This is a genomic window from Clostridium gasigenes (assembly GCF_017348895.1).
Lineage (GTDB): Bacteria > Bacillota > Clostridia > Clostridiales > Clostridiaceae > Clostridium > Clostridium gasigenes.
This window is the reverse complement of record NZ_CP071376.1, coordinates 3,970,276-3,991,060: the sequence shown is the minus strand read 5'-3', so window position 1 is coordinate 3,991,060 and position 20,785 is coordinate 3,970,276. Positions and strand designations below refer to the sequence as shown.

19 protein-coding genes are annotated in these 20,785 nt (G+C 28.7%); 12 read left to right on the top strand and 7 right to left on the bottom strand.

The genetic code is table 11. The annotated features are described in order from the left end of the window. Positions 1-24 precede the first annotated feature (24 nt). The 3 genes from J1C67_RS18700 to J1C67_RS18690 all read left to right on the top strand — a co-directional run bounded on the left by J1C67_RS18700 (position 25) and on the right by J1C67_RS18690 (position 5,370). A complete protein-coding gene (locus J1C67_RS18700) occupies positions 25-909 on the top strand; it encodes a PHP domain-containing protein (RefSeq protein ID WP_167867679.1) in 885 nt (294 codons plus the stop codon). A 461-nt stretch (positions 910-1,370) separates the two neighbouring features. Continuing rightward, positions 1,371-2,897, top strand: coding sequence for a WD40/YVTN/BNR-like repeat-containing protein (locus J1C67_RS18695; protein WP_167867680.1), 1,527 nt, complete (start codon positions 1,371-1,373; stop codon positions 2,895-2,897). Positions 2,898-3,276: 379 nt separating this feature from the next. Further along, on the top strand, positions 3,277-5,370 hold the full coding sequence (locus J1C67_RS18690; protein WP_167867681.1) for a methyl-accepting chemotaxis protein: 2,094 nt from the start codon (positions 3,277-3,279) through the stop codon (positions 5,368-5,370). A gap of 619 nt (positions 5,371-5,989) precedes the next feature. Here the strand turns inward: J1C67_RS18690 and J1C67_RS18685 are convergent. After that, the gene (locus J1C67_RS18685; protein WP_207253499.1) at positions 5,990-6,922 is read right to left on the bottom strand and encodes an IS3 family transposase; all 933 of its coding nucleotides are present in this window, start codon (positions 6,920-6,922) and stop codon (positions 5,990-5,992) included. Further along, positions 6,883-7,323 (bottom strand): HTH domain-containing protein, encoded by a 441-nt coding sequence (locus tag J1C67_RS18680; RefSeq protein ID WP_167867717.1) that lies wholly within the window; start codon positions 7,321-7,323, stop codon positions 6,883-6,885. The genes J1C67_RS18685 and J1C67_RS18680 overlap by 40 nt, the downstream gene beginning before the upstream one ends. 329 nt (positions 7,324-7,652) lie before the next feature. Here J1C67_RS18680 and J1C67_RS18675 point away from each other — a divergent pair, with 329 nt between their 5' ends. From J1C67_RS18675 to J1C67_RS18640, 8 genes are all read left to right on the top strand, one after another. Next, positions 7,653-8,174 carry an RNA polymerase sigma factor gene (locus tag J1C67_RS18675; RefSeq protein WP_167865333.1) on the top strand — a complete coding sequence of 174 codons (522 nt, stop codon included), beginning with the start codon at positions 7,653-7,655 and terminating at the stop codon, positions 8,172-8,174. Further along, positions 8,167-9,096 carry a DUF4179 domain-containing protein gene (locus tag J1C67_RS18670; protein WP_167865334.1) on the top strand — a complete coding sequence of 310 codons (930 nt, stop codon included), beginning with the start codon at positions 8,167-8,169 and terminating at the stop codon, positions 9,094-9,096. The genes J1C67_RS18675 and J1C67_RS18670 overlap by 8 nt, the downstream gene beginning before the upstream one ends. Positions 9,097-9,309: 213 nt before the next feature. Further along, positions 9,310-10,317 carry a LacI family DNA-binding transcriptional regulator gene (locus J1C67_RS18665; RefSeq protein ID WP_167865335.1) on the top strand — a complete coding sequence of 336 codons (1,008 nt, stop codon included), beginning with the start codon at positions 9,310-9,312 and terminating at the stop codon, positions 10,315-10,317. 83 nt (positions 10,318-10,400) lie between these two features. Beyond that, on the top strand, positions 10,401-11,216 hold the full coding sequence (locus J1C67_RS18660) for a purine-nucleoside phosphorylase (RefSeq protein WP_167865586.1): 816 nt from the start codon (positions 10,401-10,403) through the stop codon (positions 11,214-11,216). An 18-nt stretch (positions 11,217-11,234) separates the two neighbouring features. Further along, complete coding sequence (locus tag J1C67_RS18655; protein WP_167865336.1) at positions 11,235-11,690, top strand: nucleoside deaminase; 456 nt, start codon at positions 11,235-11,237, stop codon at positions 11,688-11,690. Between the two features lie 358 nt (positions 11,691-12,048). Next, on the top strand, positions 12,049-12,975 hold the full coding sequence (locus J1C67_RS18650) for an ABC transporter ATP-binding protein (RefSeq protein ID WP_167865337.1): 927 nt from the start codon (positions 12,049-12,051) through the stop codon (positions 12,973-12,975). Position 12,976: 1 nt separating this feature from the next. After that, positions 12,977-13,921, top strand: a complete 945-nt coding sequence (locus tag J1C67_RS18645) for an ABC transporter permease (RefSeq protein WP_243176666.1) — start codon at positions 12,977-12,979, stop codon at positions 13,919-13,921. A 304-nt stretch (positions 13,922-14,225) separates the two neighbouring features. Next, on the top strand, positions 14,226-14,882 hold the full coding sequence (locus tag J1C67_RS18640) for a CCA tRNA nucleotidyltransferase (protein WP_167865339.1): 657 nt from the start codon (positions 14,226-14,228) through the stop codon (positions 14,880-14,882). A gap of 166 nt (positions 14,883-15,048) precedes the next feature. Here the strand turns inward: J1C67_RS18640 and J1C67_RS18635 are convergent, their stop codons facing one another. Beyond that, positions 15,049-16,890, bottom strand: coding sequence for a DNRLRE domain-containing protein (locus J1C67_RS18635; RefSeq protein ID WP_167865340.1), 1,842 nt, complete (start codon positions 16,888-16,890; stop codon positions 15,049-15,051). Positions 16,891-17,158: 268 nt separating this feature from the next. Then, positions 17,159-18,160, bottom strand: a complete 1,002-nt coding sequence (locus tag J1C67_RS18630) for a DNRLRE domain-containing protein (RefSeq protein WP_167865341.1) — start codon at positions 18,158-18,160, stop codon at positions 17,159-17,161. Positions 18,161-18,516: 356 nt separating this feature from the next. On the opposite strand from J1C67_RS18630, the gene tlp reads away from it, so the two are divergent. Further along, positions 18,517-18,744 (top strand): small acid-soluble spore protein Tlp, encoded by a 228-nt coding sequence (gene tlp, locus J1C67_RS18625; RefSeq protein WP_167865342.1) that lies wholly within the window; start codon positions 18,517-18,519, stop codon positions 18,742-18,744. A 119-nt stretch (positions 18,745-18,863) separates the two neighbouring features. On the opposite strand, the gene J1C67_RS18620 is transcribed toward tlp, so the two are convergent. From J1C67_RS18620 to J1C67_RS19585, 3 genes are all read right to left on the bottom strand, one after another. Continuing rightward, positions 18,864-19,430, bottom strand: a complete 567-nt coding sequence (locus J1C67_RS18620; RefSeq protein WP_167865343.1) for a DUF4878 domain-containing protein — start codon at positions 19,428-19,430, stop codon at positions 18,864-18,866. Positions 19,431-19,581: 151 nt separating this feature from the next. After that, positions 19,582-20,226 (bottom strand): glycosyltransferase, encoded by a 645-nt coding sequence (locus tag J1C67_RS18615; protein WP_167865344.1) that lies wholly within the window; start codon positions 20,224-20,226, stop codon positions 19,582-19,584. Between the two features lie 227 nt (positions 20,227-20,453). Further along, positions 20,454-20,738 (bottom strand): MFS transporter, encoded by a 285-nt coding sequence (locus J1C67_RS19585; RefSeq protein WP_243176658.1) that lies wholly within the window; start codon positions 20,736-20,738, stop codon positions 20,454-20,456. Positions 20,739-20,785: the final 47 nt, after the last annotated feature.

Genomic DNA, 20,785 nt, shown 5'->3' with positions numbered 1-20,785 from the left:
AATTATATATAGGAGGTAAGGTTTATGAAAAAATTAGATTTACATATTCATTCATGGTTTAGTGATGATGGGGAGTTAACTGTTGAAAAAATAATAGATATGGCTGTATGTAGCCATGTAGATGTTATTGCTATAACTGATCATAACTCTACTAGGGCTGTAGAACCAGCATTAAAGTATGCTGAAAATAAAAATATAGAGGTAATTCCAGGGATAGAAATTGATTGCACCTTTAAAGATATTAATCTTCATGTATTAGGCTACAATATAGATTACAAAAATCTATGTTTTCACGAGTTAGAATCTAATATCTTAAATCAAGAAAGACAAGCCTCAAATAAAAAAATAGAAAAAATAATACAGTGTACAGGACTAAAATTAGATAAATCAGAGGTGATTAGAAGAGCTCACAATGGAGTTGTAACAGGAGAATTAATTGCAGAAATACTTTTAGAAGATGAAACTAACAGAAATTCTACTATTTTAAGTCCTTATGTGGAAGAAGGAAATCGAAGTGATATGCCATATGTAAACTTTTATTGGGATTACTTTTCTAAAGGAAAACCTGCATATGTCCCAATAAAATTTATTTCTTTAAAAGAAACTTTAAATATTATTCATAATAATGGTGGGGTTGCAGTAATAGCACACCCAGGTAATAATTTAAAAAGTGATTTAAGCATTATAGATGAAATAATATCTGAAGGGATAGATGGAATAGAAGTATTTAGCACATACCATACAAGTTCTCAAATAGATTATTTTTATAATAAAGCTATTGAAAATAATTTAAAAATTACTTGTGGTAGCGATTTTCATGGGAAGAATAAACCTAATATACAAATTGGTAATTTTGGATGTGATTCAAAGTTATTAAGTTATATAGAGACAAGTTGTTTGAAAAATTGAATTGTAATAGAGTATATAAAATTGTATGATTATAGAATTAAAGCCACAACAAAATTTTGTTGTGGCTTCTTACTGTAAAAACTATTTTTTTCTTTACGTTCTGATAAGTGTTGCTTACTCGTAAGTCTAGTTGGTGAATACAATAGATAAAAATATAAGAGTCGATAGAAGAGATATTATTAGTAGCCTCTTAATTATTTTAATGTTTGATATTCTTTCATAGGGTATTAATATTTATATTTTACACTAAAGTATAAATAGAATAGAGGCTGCTTATCAGAAAGTTATGATTATTATATAGTTATTAAATAATATGGATTAGAAGTAGGTAGTAAAACTTGGCTGACAAGCCCCTAGAGCAACTACATGGTAGGAAGGGACTATTTACAGGGTGAGTATAAAATAATTATAAAGGTATTGGAAACATGTGGTAAAATAAATTATAAAGGGAGTGGGATGAAATGAAAAAATATAAACAAATTACAAGAAGAAAAATATTCATATCTATGTTGCTGAATCCTTTATTTATATTTATATATTGTATTTCAATGTACGAACTATATACTTTGTGTAGATTTGGTAGAACTGGTCATAATATTATAGTTTTAGCTATATGTATGTTCTTCTATCTTATTTGGTTAATAGTATTCATAGATAGAAGTATAAAAATACCATTAAATGTATCACAAGAGAATACAGATTCAGATGCAACTGTAAAAGTTAAATCATTATATAAGACTATGTGGACTTATATAGCTATAGTCATTATAGTTGCTGTAACATCATTTTATGGATACAAAATTTACAATACTGCAATAAATTATAATGGAAAACTTGCGTGGGTTTTAGAAGATTTAAGAAACAAAAGAACTGTAAAGTTAGAACATAATAATATATTTAAAGATGGAATAGAAGGGATTTTTACAGATATTAATGAAAAAATTGATATCCCTAAAGAATTATATGTTTCTGGTAATTTTGATTTGACTTTTACTAATGATGGGACAATAACTTCTCTTGATACATTTATTTATGGAAAAGATGATAAGGATAAATTAAAGAGTTTTTTAATTACTTATGACAGTAATAAGTCAGAGAAAATCATAGTATATCAAGATGATTATGTAAATGCAGATTACAATGAAGATAAGCTTTTAAATCCATTAATGACTACAATGAATGTGATTCCACTTAAAGAAACGGTAAATAAATGGGATGAAAATGAGTATGGTATTATTTATGGTGGAAAGAGAAGTTGGGGATATAATACAAACGGGATTATGTATATTGATTTAAATGGAAATATAAAAGCTCCTAATGATGCACCTTCAGAAATAATAGGGTATACTGTTTCTCTATTTGTACCAGGAAAAGAGGACATATATATGCCTGTTAGATATAATTTAGTGAAGGATTTAGAAAATATTTTTAAGGAGGATTCATTAGATAAAAAACGTACAGAAAATAATTTAGAGAAGTCAAGTGAGGGGAGCAAGAAACCTAGTGGAAATACTGAAGAGGAGTTTTATTTATCAGATAAAACTGGGTATAGGCTACAAATTACTGGAGCAGCAGCAGGTAGTAGATTTTATTCGCTCTATGGTACTTTTGATGGGGGGATCACATGGCAGACTGTAAATGAAAATCCATTTTTGGGAAGTGGTGGCGGAGCTTCGGGTATTACTTTTATAAATGAAAAACTGGGATTTTTAGCTTTATCACATAGTGGTGGTAGCCATGCCGATTTATACCGTACTGAAGATGGAGGGTCATCTTATGAGAAGGTAGACTTTCCAGCAGTTAAAATCCCATTAAAGGATGGAAAAACTTATAATCCTTTTGATTTTCCAGGTATGCCATATGATGAAAATGGAACTCTTAATACTATGGTAGGGCAAGGCTCAGATGGTGATTATAATAAGAATTGTGAAGCATTATATAGATCAAAAGATAAAGGAATAACATGGGAATATGTAAAGGAAGTATAATATATTTTATTAATTTAAATGATGTTAATATTCAGTGTAATTATTAAATTTCACTGGATATTTTTTTATTTAAATAGGAATTATGAAAAGTTAAAGGGTTAGGATTAAAACAAATAAGGGATACTTTTAAATAGCAAGTTTTTAATGTTTCTAAATTGTGTATTATTAGCTTGATGACATTGCTACTAAGGGGTATTTTGAGTAGTCAGATTGTCTGACACAAAATTGTTAATTAACAAAATTACAAAATATGAATTTTAAAATATAATTTAACACTATTGAGATGTTTTACTTGAATTGCATAATATTAACTGGTATAATTGGTCAGAAATTAAAAACTAAATATTAAAAACTAATGATTATACGAGGAGAGAATCAAATGAAAAAAAAATTTAACTTTACAAGTAGTTTAAAGAAAAAGTTAGTGTTTAGCTTTGTTTCTTTAACTGTAGTTTCCATACTTCTAATGGGTCTTATAATTTATCAAAAGGTTGTAATTCAAACTGAAAATGATTACGTAGATTCTTTGCATAAACAGATAGTTCATGTAAATGATGGTATAGAAAATTATATTGAGTTGATTCAAGAAAATACTAGTATGATTGCTCAAAATGAGCTTATACGAGAAGCAGACTCAAGAATTACTTCATATGTTGATAAAAAGGATGCTTCAGGTAAAACGGAAATGACTCCACTTAAAAACGATCCATATGAAACAGGAGTTTATAAGATTTTTCAAAATTTCACAGATACTCATCCTGAAATACAAAGTGTTTCAGTTGGTGTTGAGTCAAATGGTGGATATGTTCAGTATCCAACAACAGCTAGACAAAATGGATATGATGCAAGAACAAGAGATTGGTACAAACTTGCCCTTACAAGTCCAGATGAGCCAACCTTAAGTGATGTATACATTTCTTCAGATGGGCATAAATCTCTTATTTCTTTATCAACAGTAAAAGATGCCAAAGGTAATAAAAAAGGCGTTATAAATATGGGGATGGATCTTAATTCCCTTACACAATTGATTGAAGACATTAAGATAGGGAATAGTGGGTACATAATGTTAGTAGACAAAAACGATACTATTTTAGCAAACCCTAAGGATACAAGCTTAGTATCCCAAAATATATCTGAGTTAAATATAAGTGAATTAAGTGATTTGAAAAATATTAATTCTTCCTTTGAAACGAAAATGGCAGATGGGAAAAAGTATTCTGTAATTGTTGAAAATCCATCAAGTGAAGATTCAAACTTAAATTGGACTTATATATGTTTTGTTGAGACAAGTGAATTTAAAGCTAGTGCTAACAGTATAGGGACAATAGTACTTATATTTGCTTTTATATTTGCAGTTATAAGTATAATAATAACAATGATAATAGCGAAAAAAATTACGAATCCTATAATAAGTATAGCTAATCATATAAAACGCATGGGAAAAGGCGATTTTTCAGTAGCGGTAGATCCAAAATATATGAATCTTAATGATGAAGTTGGTGATATTGTTCGCTCAACTCAAAAAATGCAATCTTCTTTAAATGAGATGTTATTATCAATAAAGGATAATTCTCAGGCCCTTGATAATAAGACTGAAGACTTACATTCTGCTGCTGAATTTGTAGCAAGTTCATCTGGAGATATTGCAAATGCAGTACAAGAAGTTGCAAAAGGAACAGGACAACAGGCGAGTGAGCTTGTAGATGTAACAGGAATACTTTCTGAATTCGGTAAATCAATTCAGACAATGACCCAAACATTAATACAAATACAGCAAAAAACAAAAGATATTAATAATATAGCAAGCGAAAGTAATGACAATATGAGTGGATTAGCTGAATCGGTAGAAAACGTAGGGAAAACCTTTAAGGAATTTGGGTACAAGCTTAATCTTCTAGGCAAAAATGTTAATAAAATAAATGAAATCACTAACTTAATTGATAATATTTCAGAGCAAACAAACTTATTAGCATTAAATGCAGCAATTGAAGCGGCAAGAGCAGGAGAATCGGGTAGGGGTTTTGCTGTAGTTGCAGATCAAATAAGAAAATTGGCAGAGCAAAGCAAAAAATCTGCTGATGAGATTAGTGGATTACTAGGTAATGTTTCTATTGATACAAAAGTTATTTTAGAAAACAGCGATACTATGAATGTTGAATTACTTAATCAGTTAAATGCAGTAAATCTTACATTACATAGCTTTAAAGAAATTGTTGATAAAATAGAAAATATAATACCTGAGATTGATGAAGTAAGTTCTTCTGCTGAGAATATTAATAAGCAAAAAGATAATATTTTAGAAAGCGTGGAAAATATTTCTGCAATTTCAGAAGAAACATCAGCTTCATCTCAAGAAATAGCAGCTTCATCTGAAGAGATGGGGTCAACAGCTGAAAATCTATTCTCTGCTGTTGAAAACTTTAAAAGTATGTCTGAAGATATGATAAAGCAAGTAGATAAATTCAAATTGTAAAAAATACACTACAAATGTTGTATTAAATTCGTATCTCGGTGCGCCCGTAATGATCCAATACACCTAATAGCGTATGTTCTATTATAGAGAAAAACACATTTTCAAATGTATTTCCTTTATTGCGTAAACCCTTTTGTAAGTATAGGAACTTCCAAGGGTTTAATTTGGTAACTCATAGTATCCAGAATGAAATCCACTACGATTGTCATGGATTTTTACTTGTATAATTGTACAAGTGTTGATAATTCAAATGATGAGGGAAAACAATTTCAAGAAATCCAAATGATATATATCAATATTGTATAGATAATAATTATGGAATGGAACTGATAAAAAGTTGAGGGGTAAAACATTTTCAGATAATAGAAAATTCTTTAGGTTCAGATGAAAAAATATTAATATGCTTTATTGGTATTTAAAATAAAATAATTTGAAAATTGAACTGTAATAGAGCTAAAAATAAAGTGGTCCCTATGTCAAGGACAGTTAGAAAAAAACGCCTAAAAAATCAATTGGAATATTTTTCATGGAAGATGTATGACAAGAAAGCACTGGTATTATACCGTTTGTAGGTATTTACCAGTGCTTTAAATTATATTAATATATAAAATTAGTTTAGCTAGATTTTAATCGGATATTCACCGGTTTCTAGATATTCGTAGTATTTATTTGGTGATAGCTTGGCCAAATTCCATTGATATCTATTGTTATTGTAATAATCAATATAATTATCAGTTTCTTGTTTCAGTAGATTAAATGTGTTGCATTTTCCAAGGTGAATTTCATCTTTCATATGTCCGAAGAAGGATTCTTGTGGGGCATTGTCCCAACAATTACCTCTTCGAGACATCGATTGTCTAATTTCTTGCTTTGATATAATCTCTTGAAATTTAACGCTAGTATAATGGCAACCTTGATCTGAGTGAATTAGAGTTTCGCTTGTCAGAGAAATGCCATGTTCACGAATAAGTATATGTACAGTTTCTAATACAAAATCTATTTCTAGAGATTCACTTAGAACATATGCTAGAATTTGCTTTGTATAAGCATCCAGAATAGTTGAAAGATATGCTCTTTGACTATTGGCATAAGATATATATGTAATGTCTGTTAATAAGACCATTCTTGCCCCATAGTTAGTGAATTCTCTATTTAATAAATTTTCAGCAACATTATTAGTTTTTAGGGCCTTTGCCATTCGGCGGTACGGGTTTGCTTTTCTAATAGGACATGTTAAATTAAATTTTTTCATCAATCTACTTATTTTCTTGATGTTCATACGTACCCCAGTATTTAGAAGCCTCATGTAAATACCACGTTTACCTTTGTCATATCCACGAAACTGATAAGCAGCTAATATAATCTCAAAATCTTTTCTATCTTCTTCCTCTTTTTTATTTCTATGATCTTTAGAAGATAACCAATTATAATAACCTGATCTAGATACCCCTGCATATTCACAGAGCCAACTAATATTTAATAAATTATTATTCCGTGAAAGCATTTGCTGAATTATTTTGAATTTTTCTTCTGTTTTAGCTTGAACTTCCATTGCGCCTCCCGATTTATAAAATTCATTTTTTTTAGAAACTCATTTTCTTGTTTTAGATATCTAACTTGATGTTTGAGACGTGTAATTTGTTCATCAGGTGTCAAATGTTTTGTAGCTAATCGTCCAGAGGTTTCCTTCCTTAAGTCACTAAAACCTTCTTGTCGTTTTCCCATACTTAGAAATCGGCGCGATAAATTATCAACTCTCTGTTTTCCTAAAGCCTTAACATCAAATCCTGCATTCCGTAGTATTTCTAATGGCATTTTCCCGGTATTATATTCAGAAACATAATACTCCTTAAATTCATCTGTATAAGTAATAGCTTTATTACTAGCTTTTTTTACAAATGGATTTACTGATAAATCTTTCAATTGTTCATCTGTAAAATAGATTCTTCCCATAACTACAATCCTCCTTTAAAATATTTTACAATAAAAAAAGACCCTATAAAATAGAGTCAGTTAAATAAATGTTTAGCACTTTTTTTCTAACTGTCCATTCTATAGGTACCAGTTTAAAACTTTATTGCAGTTTTTTGTTTAAGCCTTAGTTGCTATTTGTGAAACTAGGGAAGATGCAAATGCATAAATAAAATCATTTATGGTTGACGATTAGCAGGCACTTACTAATAAAGTTTTAGATTATAATAAAATAGTCATAGAAGTAAAAAAAATATGGAACAAATTACATTAGTACATAGTCTAGTATGTGTAAAGGGAGGGTGAGAATTATGAATGAAAGCGAGTTAATTAAAAAAGCTAAAAAAGGAAACAAGGTGGCATTTGTTGAATTATTGAAGCTTTATGAAAAGGACATATATTTATTTGCCAAACACATGTTAGTTAATGAAGAACTTATTAAAGATGCAGTTCAGGAAACAATAATGACAGTTTATGAAAAAATAGACGATTTAAGAAATATAGATTCATTTAAGTTTTGGTTATTAAAGATTTTAGGTAATAAATGTAGGGACACATTAAAAAGACAAAGGAAAATTCTTTATTTAGATACGTATATAGAAAAAGTTCATATAGAAAATGGATATGAAGAAATAGAAATAAGACAGTGTTTAGAGGGATTATCAGAGGATTATAAGAAAGTTATTGTTTTATATTATTTTAATGATTTAAGTTATAAGGAGATAAGTACACTCTTAAAAATATCACAAGGTACAGTTAAATCAAGGTTATCAAGGGCAAAAGAAAAGTTAAGTAAAATTATTGATAAAGAGGGGCGTGTTATTAATGGATGAAAAAAGATTAGAAGAAGCTTTAAATAATGAGAGAAATAGTGAGATAGATAAAGACTTTCATAGTTTTTTTGAGGATACATTAAATTCGCTACCAGATAAAAAGAAGTTTAAAAAAAGAAAGTTTGCAAAAATAGCAGTAGCGAGTTTAGTAGCAATTGTTATATCATCAGGAGCAACAACATATGGAAGTGAGATATTAAAAAATGTTTTTGGGGTAAAAGAAATTTTTAAGGATAAAAACACTGTTGATTTATATACAAAATATACTAAGGATGATGCTATTAATATAGAAATTGGAGATTATAATGTAACTGTAAATAATATAGGCTATGATGGAAGCTTTATAGTTTATGCTTATAGCATAGAAAGAAAAGATGGTGGTAAGATGGAAGATCTAGAACCTATGAAAATTAATGTTAAATTAGATTTTGAGGAAAGTATACCAAAGGAAATAACGAATTCGTATAGTGGATCAAATATAGAACAAAAAATAGATGATCATAAATTTTCTCTGGTTATGTGGTATTCTGTAAGTGAATTGAATTTACCGGATATAATCAAAGGTGAAGTAGTTGTTACCAATCATAACTCTTCAAAAAAAGAAAAAAAGAGGGTTAAGGTAGAGTTTGGAAAGTCTAATGATGCTATTGCAAAGACAGTTAGATTAGATAAAGAAATAAAAGTTGATGAAGGCAGTATATATTTAGATAAAATAGTATTCTCACCTTTTGTAGCAATATTCCATTCAGAAAATAGAGGAGAACTCGGAAAACATAGGAGAGATGAAAAAGATCCTTATTATTATGCTATATTTGATGAAACTGGAAAACAAATATGGATGGGGAACACTAGCATGGGGTCTAGTTCTGATCCAGAGAATGTTACTAGCATAACAAAAAAATATTACCACAAGAATATATAGGCCATAGTAAATATACAGTTAAGGTTTATGATAGTAGAACATCTAAAGAACTTGAAAATTCAGCTGTAACTATAGAAGTTCCTGAGGTTAAATAATAGCAATTTCGTGTCAGACAAGCTGACTATTTAAAAAAACTTGACTTTTAACAATGAAACTTATACAATAAACTTGAAACCGGTTTCCAATATATAAAGAATTTGGTGAAAAAAGTTTATGAATATGAAAGATATCGCAAAATTAGCGGGTGTTTCCAAAGCTACAGTATCAAGAGTAATTAATAATTCACAAAATGTAAGTTCAGAATTAAAGGAAAAAGTAGAAAAAATATTGAAAGAAACAGGATATACGCCTAACTTATTGGCTCAAGAGTTAGTTACTAAGAGAACAAAAGTAATAGGTGTAATAATTCCTAGAATTGGTATTGATACTTTTTCAAATATAACTGAAGGTATTATTGATAAATTAAATGAATATGGATATAATGTTTTATTAGCTAATTCAAGGGAAAAAATAGATGAAGAATTGAAATATTTTGATATTTTCAAAAAGAAACATGTCGATGGAATTATTTTTTTCCCAACTAGCATTACAGAAGAACATATAAGGTTATTAGATGAAATTAACACACCTATTGTAATGATGGGACAAGAAAATAGCAAAATAGATGCTTCTTGTGTAATATATGATGATTTTAATGCAGCTAAGGAAATCGTTTCATATTTGATTAATCAGGGTCATGAAAAAATTGCATATATTGGATTGGAAGAAAATAAATCAGTAGTAGCCAGCTTACGAAAAAATGGATATCTATATGTATTGAAAGAGAATAAAATTGATATTAAAGAAGAATATATATCATCAGGAAATTTTGATGTATCTTCAGGATATAATGCAATGAAAAATATAATAAACAATTCTAAAGAAACTCCTACTGCTATATTTGCCGCAATAGATAGGTTAGCATTTGGTGCATTAAAATACTTAAGGGAATTTTCCTATGAAGTTCCAAATCAGATATCTGTTGTAGGAATAGACGATATGGATATGTCATCTGTGTTTGAGCCAACTTTAACTACTATACAGTATGATTATTATGATTCTGGTAAAAATGCGGCAAGCTTAATATTAGAAAAAATTAATAATGACAAAATGAAAAATAGAAGTATAGTTATGGGATATAATTTAATAATTAGGAATAGTACAAAAAAAAATAAAATTTAGTAGTACAAATTTTATTTTTTTATATTATTGGAAACCGGTTTCTAACGTTTTAAAAAAATTAGGAGGTAAGTAATATGAATAATATGTATGATAAAGTGGTAGAATCAAAAAACTATATACAAAGTAAAAATAATTTAATGCCTAAGATTGCAGTTATTTTAGGATCAGGACTAGGTGATTTGGTTGATGCAATAGAGGATAAGCAATACATTGATTATAGAGATATACCTAATTTTCCTACGTCAACAGTTCAAGGACATGAAGGGAGATTGGTATTTGGAAAAATAAAAGGAATAGATGTTTTGGCAATGCAAGGAAGATTTCATTATTTTGAGGGATATACAATGAAGGAAGTTGCATATCCAATATATGTTATGAAGCAATTAGGAATTGAAAAACTTATAATAACTAATGCTTGTGGTGGCATAAATACAAGCTTTAAGCCTGGTACTTTGATGATTATTAATGATTTTATTAATTTAGTTTCAGATAATCCATTAATTGGTGTAAATGATGAAAGATTTGGCACAAGGTTCCCTGATATGTCTGAACCTTTTAAGATTGAATTAATAGATAAAGCAAAAAAAGTAGCAAATGAAATTGGAATTGAGTATAAAGAAGGTGTTTATGCAGGCTTTATGGGTCCTTATTATGAAACAGCAGCAGAAATAAGATCAATTAGAAATCAAGGGGCAGATGCTGTTGGAATGTCAACAGTTCCTGAAACTATAGCTGCTAATTATTTAGGAATGGATGTACTTGGAATATCTTGTATTACAAATATGGCTACAGGAATACAAAAACAAAAACATTCACATAAGAATGTTGTAGACATAGCTCAAAAGGCATCTGTGGATTTTTGTAAATGGATAGCTAAAATAATTGAAAATATAGGTTAATAAAAGGTGGATTTCATTATGATAAAAAACGATGAAGATTTTATGAGGAAAGCTATAGAACTTGCTATGAAGTCAAGAAAGGAAGGAAATGAACCTTTCGGAGCAATTTTAGTAAAAGATAATGAAATAGTAATGAGTGGAGAGAATCAAATTAATACTTTATGTGATCCTACTCATCATGCAGAAATTGGACTTATAAGAAAATTTTGCGTAGAAAATAATATATTTAATTTAAAAGAATATACTTTATACACTAGTTGTGAGCCCTGTGTAATGTGCTCTGGTGCTATGGTGTGGGCAAATTTACATAAGTTAGTATATAGTGTATCGCATGATCAGCTTGCGCAAATAGCTGGAAGTAATATTATGATATCTTGCAAGGAAGTTTTTGAAAAGAGTCCAAATAGACCTATAGTTGTTGAAAGTGCATTAAATGAAGACGGATTAAAAGTTTTTGATGGATATAAATTTTAGAATATAGAAAGTATCTTCACTATCAGAAAACCCATGAGGGGCAACTAAACTGCCCTCATGGGTTTTTTAATTTTAAAATATAAGTAATGGTGAAAATAAAATTATTGAGATAAACCATAAATGAAGGATTATTGAGAAGAGACTCTTTTACAAGTTGGAAAACTATGTTAAAATATAAACAGCTAAAAGAGAGTTATAAGTATACAGAAAGCTTATAAATTTTGTGAACAAGTTATTTTGAATAAATATAAAACATTAAGAGGTAATATATATTCTGTGATCGCTGAGAAATAGTAATAATAAATTTAAAGTTTAGAAAAGGTAAATTAATAGTAAAAAAACTATAAGGAGGTTCAATATGGAAGCGAAAGCTATAGTACAAATCAAGAATGTCACAAAGAAAATTGGTAAAAAGGTAATAATAGATGATCTTACTTTTGATGTGTTTTCAGGGGAGGTTTTTGGATTCCTCGGACCAAACGGAGCAGGTAAAACTACTACTATTAAAATGCTTTTAGGATTGATGTCTATTACTAAAGGAGAAATGTATATTGATGGATTCAATGTTGAGAAAGATTTTGAAAAGGCGGTTGCCAAAGTGGGAGGAATCATTGAAAACCCAGATTTATACAAATATTTAACTGGATATCAAAATCTTGTTCATTTTTGGAGAATGTACCCAGATTTAAAAAAGGGACGTATTGATGAGGTTATAAAAATTGTGGGTCTTGAAAAAAGGATACATGACAAAATAAAGACATATTCTCTAGGTATGCGTCAAAGACTAGGGGTTGCACAAGCATTACTTAATTCTCCAAAAGTATTGGTACTAGACGAACCTACCAATGGACTAGATCCTGCTGGTATTCATGAATTGCGTAATCATTTGAGGACTCTTGCAAAAGAAGAAAATATTGCAGTAGTTGTATCAAGTCATTTACTTTCAGAAATGGAACTTATGTGTGATAGAGTAGGAATAATACAAAATGGGAAATTGGTTAGAATTCAAGATATGAAGGAAATGCTTGAGGATGACTCAGACTCAGTTATAGCTTTATATGTTGAACCAATTGAAAAAGCAAAAGTATATTTAGAAAGTCTTAGTAGTGAATATAATTCGAAAATAAATAATAATGAAATTGAAATTATAGAAAATATAGAAAATGTTCCTGAGTTAGTTGAAAAGCTTGTGAACCAAGGAATTAAAATTTACGGAATTCGTAAAGTGCAACAAAGTTTAGAGGGCAAATTCTTGGAAATGACGGAGGGAAAAGAAATTGAATAAGATGATTAACTTAATTCGTAATGAAAATATGAAGCTTTCGCATAGTATTAGTATATGGATAATGATGGGGATATTGATCCTTAGCATAGTAGCAGCCGGGCTTATATTAAAATTTGGAATAAATGAAGCACCTAAAAGTGATTGGAAACAAGATATAACAAGCGAAAATGAGTCTATTAAAGAACAATTAGCTAGTCAGGAAATACCTCAAATACAAAAGGACAGCTTTGAAAAGAGGTTGCAAACTAATGAATATCGTCTTAAAAATGATATTCAACCTATAGAAGATAAATCTTTATGGGGGTTTGTAGAAGGTGCAGTAGGTGCTCTAATAAGTTTAATCTCCCTTTTTGCCATTGTAATGGGCGGTGGAATAGTAGCGAATGAGTTTTCGGGGGGCACAATTAAACTATTATTAATTAGACCTTCAAAGCGTTGGAAAATATTAGTATCTAAATACATTTCCGTTATAATATATACTCTTTTAATGGTTTTGGTACTTTTAGTAGTGTCATTTTTACTAGGGGGGATATTGTTTAGCTTCAAAGGGACAGGTTTACCATTCCTTACAAATCTTAATGGGGAAATTAATGAAGTTAATATGATAGTGCATATTATACAGGTTTGTGGACTTAAATGTATAAATTTAGTTATGATGGTTACTTTAGCCTTTATGATTTCTACAGTTTTCCGTAATAGTGCAATGGCTATAGGGACTGGAGTTTTTCTTTTAACAGTAGGGAACACCATAACAATGTTGCTTGGTAGATTTAATTGGTCAAAATACATTTTATTCGCAAATACAGATTTGACTCGATATAGTACTGGTGAGCCATTAGTTAAAGGAATGACTATAGAATTTTCAATTATTGTGCTTATAGTTTATTTTGTAATTTTTAATGTTATTTCATATATTGGTTTTACAAAAAGAGATATAGTAGCGTAATGTTACAAATTAAAATTGTAGTGATGTGATTTGAAGATAGGATATTGGCCAAAGATATAGTTTATTTTGCATATTACTGCTATGAATTTAGGGACTTACTTAATTGTAAGTCCCTAAATTTATATGGAAGTTAATTAGTTAGCCAAAACAGCTGAGGAGAAGACGCTTTAAAGGTAAATTTAAATTGAATTCTTTCAATTTATTTCAGTAATAGTGCTTTACTAAGATAAAAGAATAGCTTGTTACATTGTAAGCAAACCTAGTTTTTAAATGTATAAACTAGGTTATTGATGGAGGTTATTAGGTGTTTAATGAAATTAACGGCGCTAAAATAGATATCCCAAATAAATATTTAGATTTTGTTAGGATATTAGATGCTAATGGAATAAATAGTTATTTTGTTGGTGGTTGTGTGAGAGACTATTTAGTAGGCGTAGAATATAATGATTTTGATATTTTTTACAAGTGTACTAAAGAATATTTTAAATCGAAAATTAAGGGGTTAAGGTATGTTGAAGACTTTAAAAATGTACTTATAGTTGAGAATGGTAATTATGAAATTTACGCAATTAGCTTTACTAAAGATTTCGAAGGGGATTTTAAAAGTAGAGATAATACTATTAATAGTATTTATTATAATTGGAAAAATGAAACAATATTTGGTTTTCTTAAAAGTTTTCAAGATTTGAAAGATAAAAGGATTAGTCCTTGTAATAAGGAAGTTTTTATTTATGACAGCTTCAAGATACTAAGGTCAATAAGATTTAGCAATAAACTTAATTTTGATTTTGATTTTGAATTAAAATATATAGAAAATATGGATTTAAAAGATATAGATACAGAGTTCTCGGCGTATAGAATATTAAATGAAGTTTTAAAGCATGATGAAAAAATATTATCAATATATGGACTGACAAATAAAATAATAAAAAAAATGAATGAATTTGAAATCTATATATAATAAATATACTAAGATGAAATTAAAGTATTTAAAACTAGGTATGGTCAAATACTACAAAATAGATTCAAATAAGATTATAGGTGGAAAGCTAAATGAAAGAATAATATTTCAACTTAGCTTTCATTAAAAAAAATAGGATGATAAATAGTTATTTGTTTGGATAGGACTAAGGAGTCAAAATACTGACATTAGTGAAGTTGTATATATCACCATTTTTACTAGTTATATAACTAGTGTCAGTTCCTTTATAGGTTAAGGTTGCTAATATATTAGGTGCAATTGCATCGGTTAAGATTAGTGTAATAATATTATCTAATAGGTTTACGTCTTTAACGTTAATAGCTAAAGAACTGGGATTAATAGTGAATACACTTACATCAAATATAGTATCAGTTGAATCTACTAGAGTTACAGGTTGGGTTAATGATATCTTTATATTAGCACCAGAATCTATAGATTTTATAGATTCTAATATAGATGGTACATCATTAGGATAAGCAGAGGCATATGGAGATAAAGACAAGACATCTCCTGGGTTAAATTTTTCTTCTTTAATTAATAAGCATACATAGTTGTAGTTAGTTTCTAGAGGCACATTAAGGGAATCACGATTTGAAATTGTAGTTTCATTTATTTTATAAAAAGGACCGTTTTTTAAAAGGGAACCTTGTATGGTGACTTTACAAGTAGCATCTCGGCGCCTACTTCTAAAATTCATATCATATCGTAAGGAGGTAAACTTTGAGAGCTTATATATAGTAGTTTCAAATTCTGAGCTAGATAAGTCATAATTTTCTGGATACATCTCAATATTTGGAGTATCTAAGGTTAACATTTGATCGTAAAAATCATCTACGTCTCCAGCAGTTATACTTCTAAGGTTAGTATTATTATTTGCTATATAGGTCAGGAAATTGGGATCGGATTGATTAAATCTACAATCTCCGGAAATAGTTGAGCAGGTTAAAGTTACTGTAGTTCCTAAAATTAATATATCTATTACAGTAATTTCAGAATCTGAATTAATAGTGAAAGCGTTTGTGTCGGCAGCTGATTCAATAAGAGGTTTGGTCATTGTTAATATTATTTTATCACCAACTATTTTCGAATAGCTTACCCTAGGCGGTGAATCAGGGGTGTCAAAAAATTTTAGGATGGAGGTTACATTTACACTAGTATACGAACTTCCGTTAATAGATAATTTTATAAATTTATTTATTGGTGATATAGGTAGGGAATATATTGTATTTGGAGAAATAAATATTTCATTACCTACTTTTTCAAATATACCATTCTTAGTAGCACAAGCTTTTACTGATACGCATATAAATTCGCAAATTTTAGAATCTTGATTGATAATAGAATTATCAATTAAATAGTTAAAGAAGAGTGAATTGGAAATGTTGAATATATTAGTTTCAATAGAGGAATCATCTTTAGGACTAATACCCTGAGAAGTTGTAATAATCTTAAGAGGATGTATCGTAGCTATAGTGTATTCAACTTCAAGGTTTGGTCGCAATTCATTTTCAGTGTAGTCTTTACTAAAAAAGCTTAGAAGGGAATCTGTAGAGGCTGAAAGTTCAAAACCATAATTTGGAGTTTTATTAGCATGCCAACTGGAAACTGTGTTTGTTAAATTAACAAAAGTAATAAATTGACCAATATCATTAAAAGCAATTTCTTTGAACTTAGTATCTTCCTCTAATAGAGTAGATGAACTTGGTTTAGTAACAAATGTTACTATATTTTCATAAAAAGGATCATTTAGCTGTTTAATAGTTATATTTGTAGTGCTATTTGGATAAAATCTGTATAAATAAAGATTTAGTTTTGCGGAAGTAATTACAGCATTTTCAGGTATTGATGAAAGATCAAAAAAAAGTAAAGAAGTATACTCGGTGTTTATATATAAACTAGAATATTTACCAAAATTTAAATGCTTACAATTGTTAGCTGAAGAAATAACAGTATCTTTACTAGGATAAATAATAGTTCTTTTAGGCATAATAAAATCTCCTTTTAAAAAATTAATTAAGGCATAGTAAAATAAATAATAAATTAAGACTTTAAATGATATGGCTGCGCCTATGGGGATGTTAATATCAATGGTTGATTAGTAAAAGAAAACACATCTCCATCTATACCCGTAAGAAAATAATTGCTTGGAGCTATATAAGATAGTGAATAAGGTAGCTTGTTTTTAAAAATTGTAGTATCAGAACAAGTGAGTGTTACTGATCTTCCTGAAATTGTTACTTGAATTATTTTTATATCTAAAGCTTATTAAGATGAGTAATGGTAAAAGAAGTGGGAGATATATTTGTTTTAGTAAGGGGTTTACTCATAGTTAATATTATTTTATCATTAACTATTTCTCCAAGTATTACATTAGATGGTAGCATATTTGAAAAGGTTTTATAAATAGCTAATATATTTATAGTGGTATTTGGGGTGCCACTAACAGATAGGCATACATGTTTATTTGTTGGTGATATTTCAAAAGAATGAGTTTTACCAGAAACAACTGCTATTACATTATCTATATTTTTAAAAACTCCATTTCTAGTATCGCAAGTTTTTACAGAGACATATACAATGTCAGGTTCTGCTTCAACTTCAGTAGGTTGAGTGTTATCAATAAAATAGGTAAAGAAGAGAGCATTTGAAATATTATATATAGTGCTTTCGACAGGTGCATTATTAAGGTTAAGATATTGAGAGAATGTAGTAGTTTTAATAGACGATATACCTATAGTGTATTCAACTTCAAGTCTTGGGCATAAATCATTAGCACTAAATTCTCTACTGTAAAAACTTAGAAGTGAATTGCTAGTGGTAGAAATTTCAAAACCGTTATTGGAAGTGGAATCAGCATACCAGTGAGCAACTGTGTTTGTTAAATTATCGAAAGTAAGAATGCGGTTAATAACCAAATTATCACCATTAAAATTATAAAGAGGAGTATCTCCTGAAATAAGATTAGATGAAGTTGGTAAAGTATCAGAAGTTACGGTGTATTCACAAAAATTATTATTAAGTTGTCGAATAGCTACATCAATAGTCTTGGATACATATTTTCTATATAAATAAAGATGTAGTTTTGCAGAAGTAATTGTAGCGTTTGCGGGTATTGATGAAAGATCAAAATAAATTAAAGGTTTAAAGGGGCTTTGTATAATTAACCTAGGATGTTTACCGAAATTTAAGTTTTTAGAAGCTAAAGTGTTAGAAACAAAAGTATCTTTAGTAGCATAAATAGTAGTGGTCTTAGACATAATAAAATCTCCTTTTTAAACAATAATTAAAATGTTTTATGCTTAATATCCTTATAATATATGATTAATAAGTGAAAGCCGTGTTGATATTAATAATTTTGAAAATAGTTCCACGTAAATCAAGTCTTTCACAGCTCGAATAATAAATTTTCATAATACTAAAAAACTAAATATTATACTTTAATATAAAAAAATATAAGTTAATTGTCAGTAGGTCAGATGGAGATACTGGGTTTGAAAGACTATAACTTTTGGGTTCATTTTAATTTCTTTTAGTATAATAACTGAAATTTTATCCATAATAAAAAAGAAGATCTTTAGATAAAAATTATATTAGGGAAAGGAGATATAGACCTATGAGAAATAAACCAGATGATAGAACAGATAATGTGGACAGAATTCAATATAATATTGATAAAACTATTCAATCATTTCAGCTTGCAGATGAAATGATTGAAGAAACAGATGATAAAAAAATGAAACAGACATTAGAAGAAAAAAATAACAGAAGAGAATCAGCACTTAAAAATATGAAGGAAGAAATTAAAGAGGAAGCTATAGATAAGGAAAATGGATATAGATAAATAAAAATTTAATTGCACATAAATAAGAAGCATCACTAAAAAGTGGTGCTTCTTACTTTATAATACTGTAGAAAAATTAATCCTTGTTTATTAAGTTTACACAAAATTATTTATACTATCTATTTATTTGCTACTTTAGATAAATTACCTGTTATAGCATTTGTTAACTCATCGCTAGATTCAATAACCCACTTGTCTTTTTCTTTAGTCAGTTTTAAATCTACCTCAGTTGTAGTTTTTGCTACATCAGGATCATTAATTCCATTTGTAATGTACTGAAAAGTCATTTTTTGAATTTCATCATCACTAGGTTTATTTGCACTAAAAGCTTGAGGAAGTAATATCACCATTACTTGTTTCATTGAGTCACTATATACTCTAAGCATATCTACAGAAGTGATTTTTACTTTAGTAGTAGCATCATCTTTATTAACTGTAGTTGATAGAATATCATAATCTATTTTTTTGAATAATGATTTAATAAGATCTTCTTGTTCAGTTGATTCAAATTTACCAGTAATAATACTACTATCAGTATCTGATTTAATATACTTGCTCATAGTTTCAAAATCACAAGATTTAGTAGATTCAAAGAAAGATTTAATTGATTCATCTGGTTTAGGTCCACATCCAACCAAAGAAAAAATCAAGGTGAAAGATAAAATAGTTAATAGAATTTTACGCATTATTGCTCCCCCTAATTGTATTTAAATACCTATACCATTATATATTATAAATGAGGATATGCGCAAAAAAGAGTATTCAATTTAATTATTGAATACTCTTTTTATTAGTTGGTATTAAAAGTTTTTTTTATAAATCATCCTAAATATTTAATTACTTAAATTTTTTAGGAAACTGTTTGATTATACCATCGGTAAGCATATCTGCGAACATAATCATATGGGCTTCACCTTTGTCATATGAGGAAATATCTGCTTTCCAATCTTTATTTAATCTAGATACAACCTGAGCTGTAACAAAGTCTAAATGTTTATGTAGCATATCTTTTAGAGCTTTATTTGAATAGTTAGGGTTAGCAGAACTTAAAAAATCAGCTATTTTATCAGCATTTTCATACCATAATTTATTATATTTTTCTAAATCATCTTTATTTCCATTTTTAGCCGCATCAGTAACTTGGCCAGCGATCCCGATATGTTCTCTCAATAGAGCAGCAAGTTTATTTCCAGCTTCTTCTCCGTAATAAGGTTTAATTGAATTTCCAATATCATCTTGATTTTTAAGAAGTCTTTCTAATACAGGTCCTTTATCTTCAAGTGAAGATAAATCACTTATAATAAAACTTCTAGTCCATGAAACATGATCTATCCAAAGTTGTCTCTCAGCCATTGTTAAATTACAGGTGGATTTGTTATAGGATATATCTTCAGAAGCTATACGATCTAAGGCTTGAGCCTTAAATGGTATTAAAGTTAATAAAAATAATGGTATTAATAAAGTTTTTAAAAATTTCTTCATTATTATACACTCCTTTTATAATTGAATTTCTATTTTAGTTTGTTCAACAATATAAATATATATACTTTAGGTTTTGTTAATACAGTAACATTTTCTAAAAATATTGCGCCAGTAATTATTGATATAAGGGATAAAGGAATCATCATTATAAATAAAGATTGCCAATTAAAAAACAGTAACATTGTACCGGAGACTATTGGCCCTAATGCTGGGGCAACTAAAATTGCTCAGACGTATAACCCCATTGCGTTTAAAAATGGTGGGTTTATATTGAAACTATGAATAAGAAAAGCTGTAATTGGTATAAGAATAGCAACTATTAGCACATAACCAGTAGCAAGCCATTGTATTGTAGTTACAGTTACATGCATTTCTTCCATAAGGACAGGTAATGCTACATTTAATATACTTTCATTAAATAGGGATAAAAAGCCACCAAACAGAAATACAGCCATAATAGCTTTTACATTATATTTCTCGTTTTCTTCAAAATTATTTTTGTTATATTCCATAAATTATATTCTCCTTTGTTACAATTACACTAGATCACATATTTCGG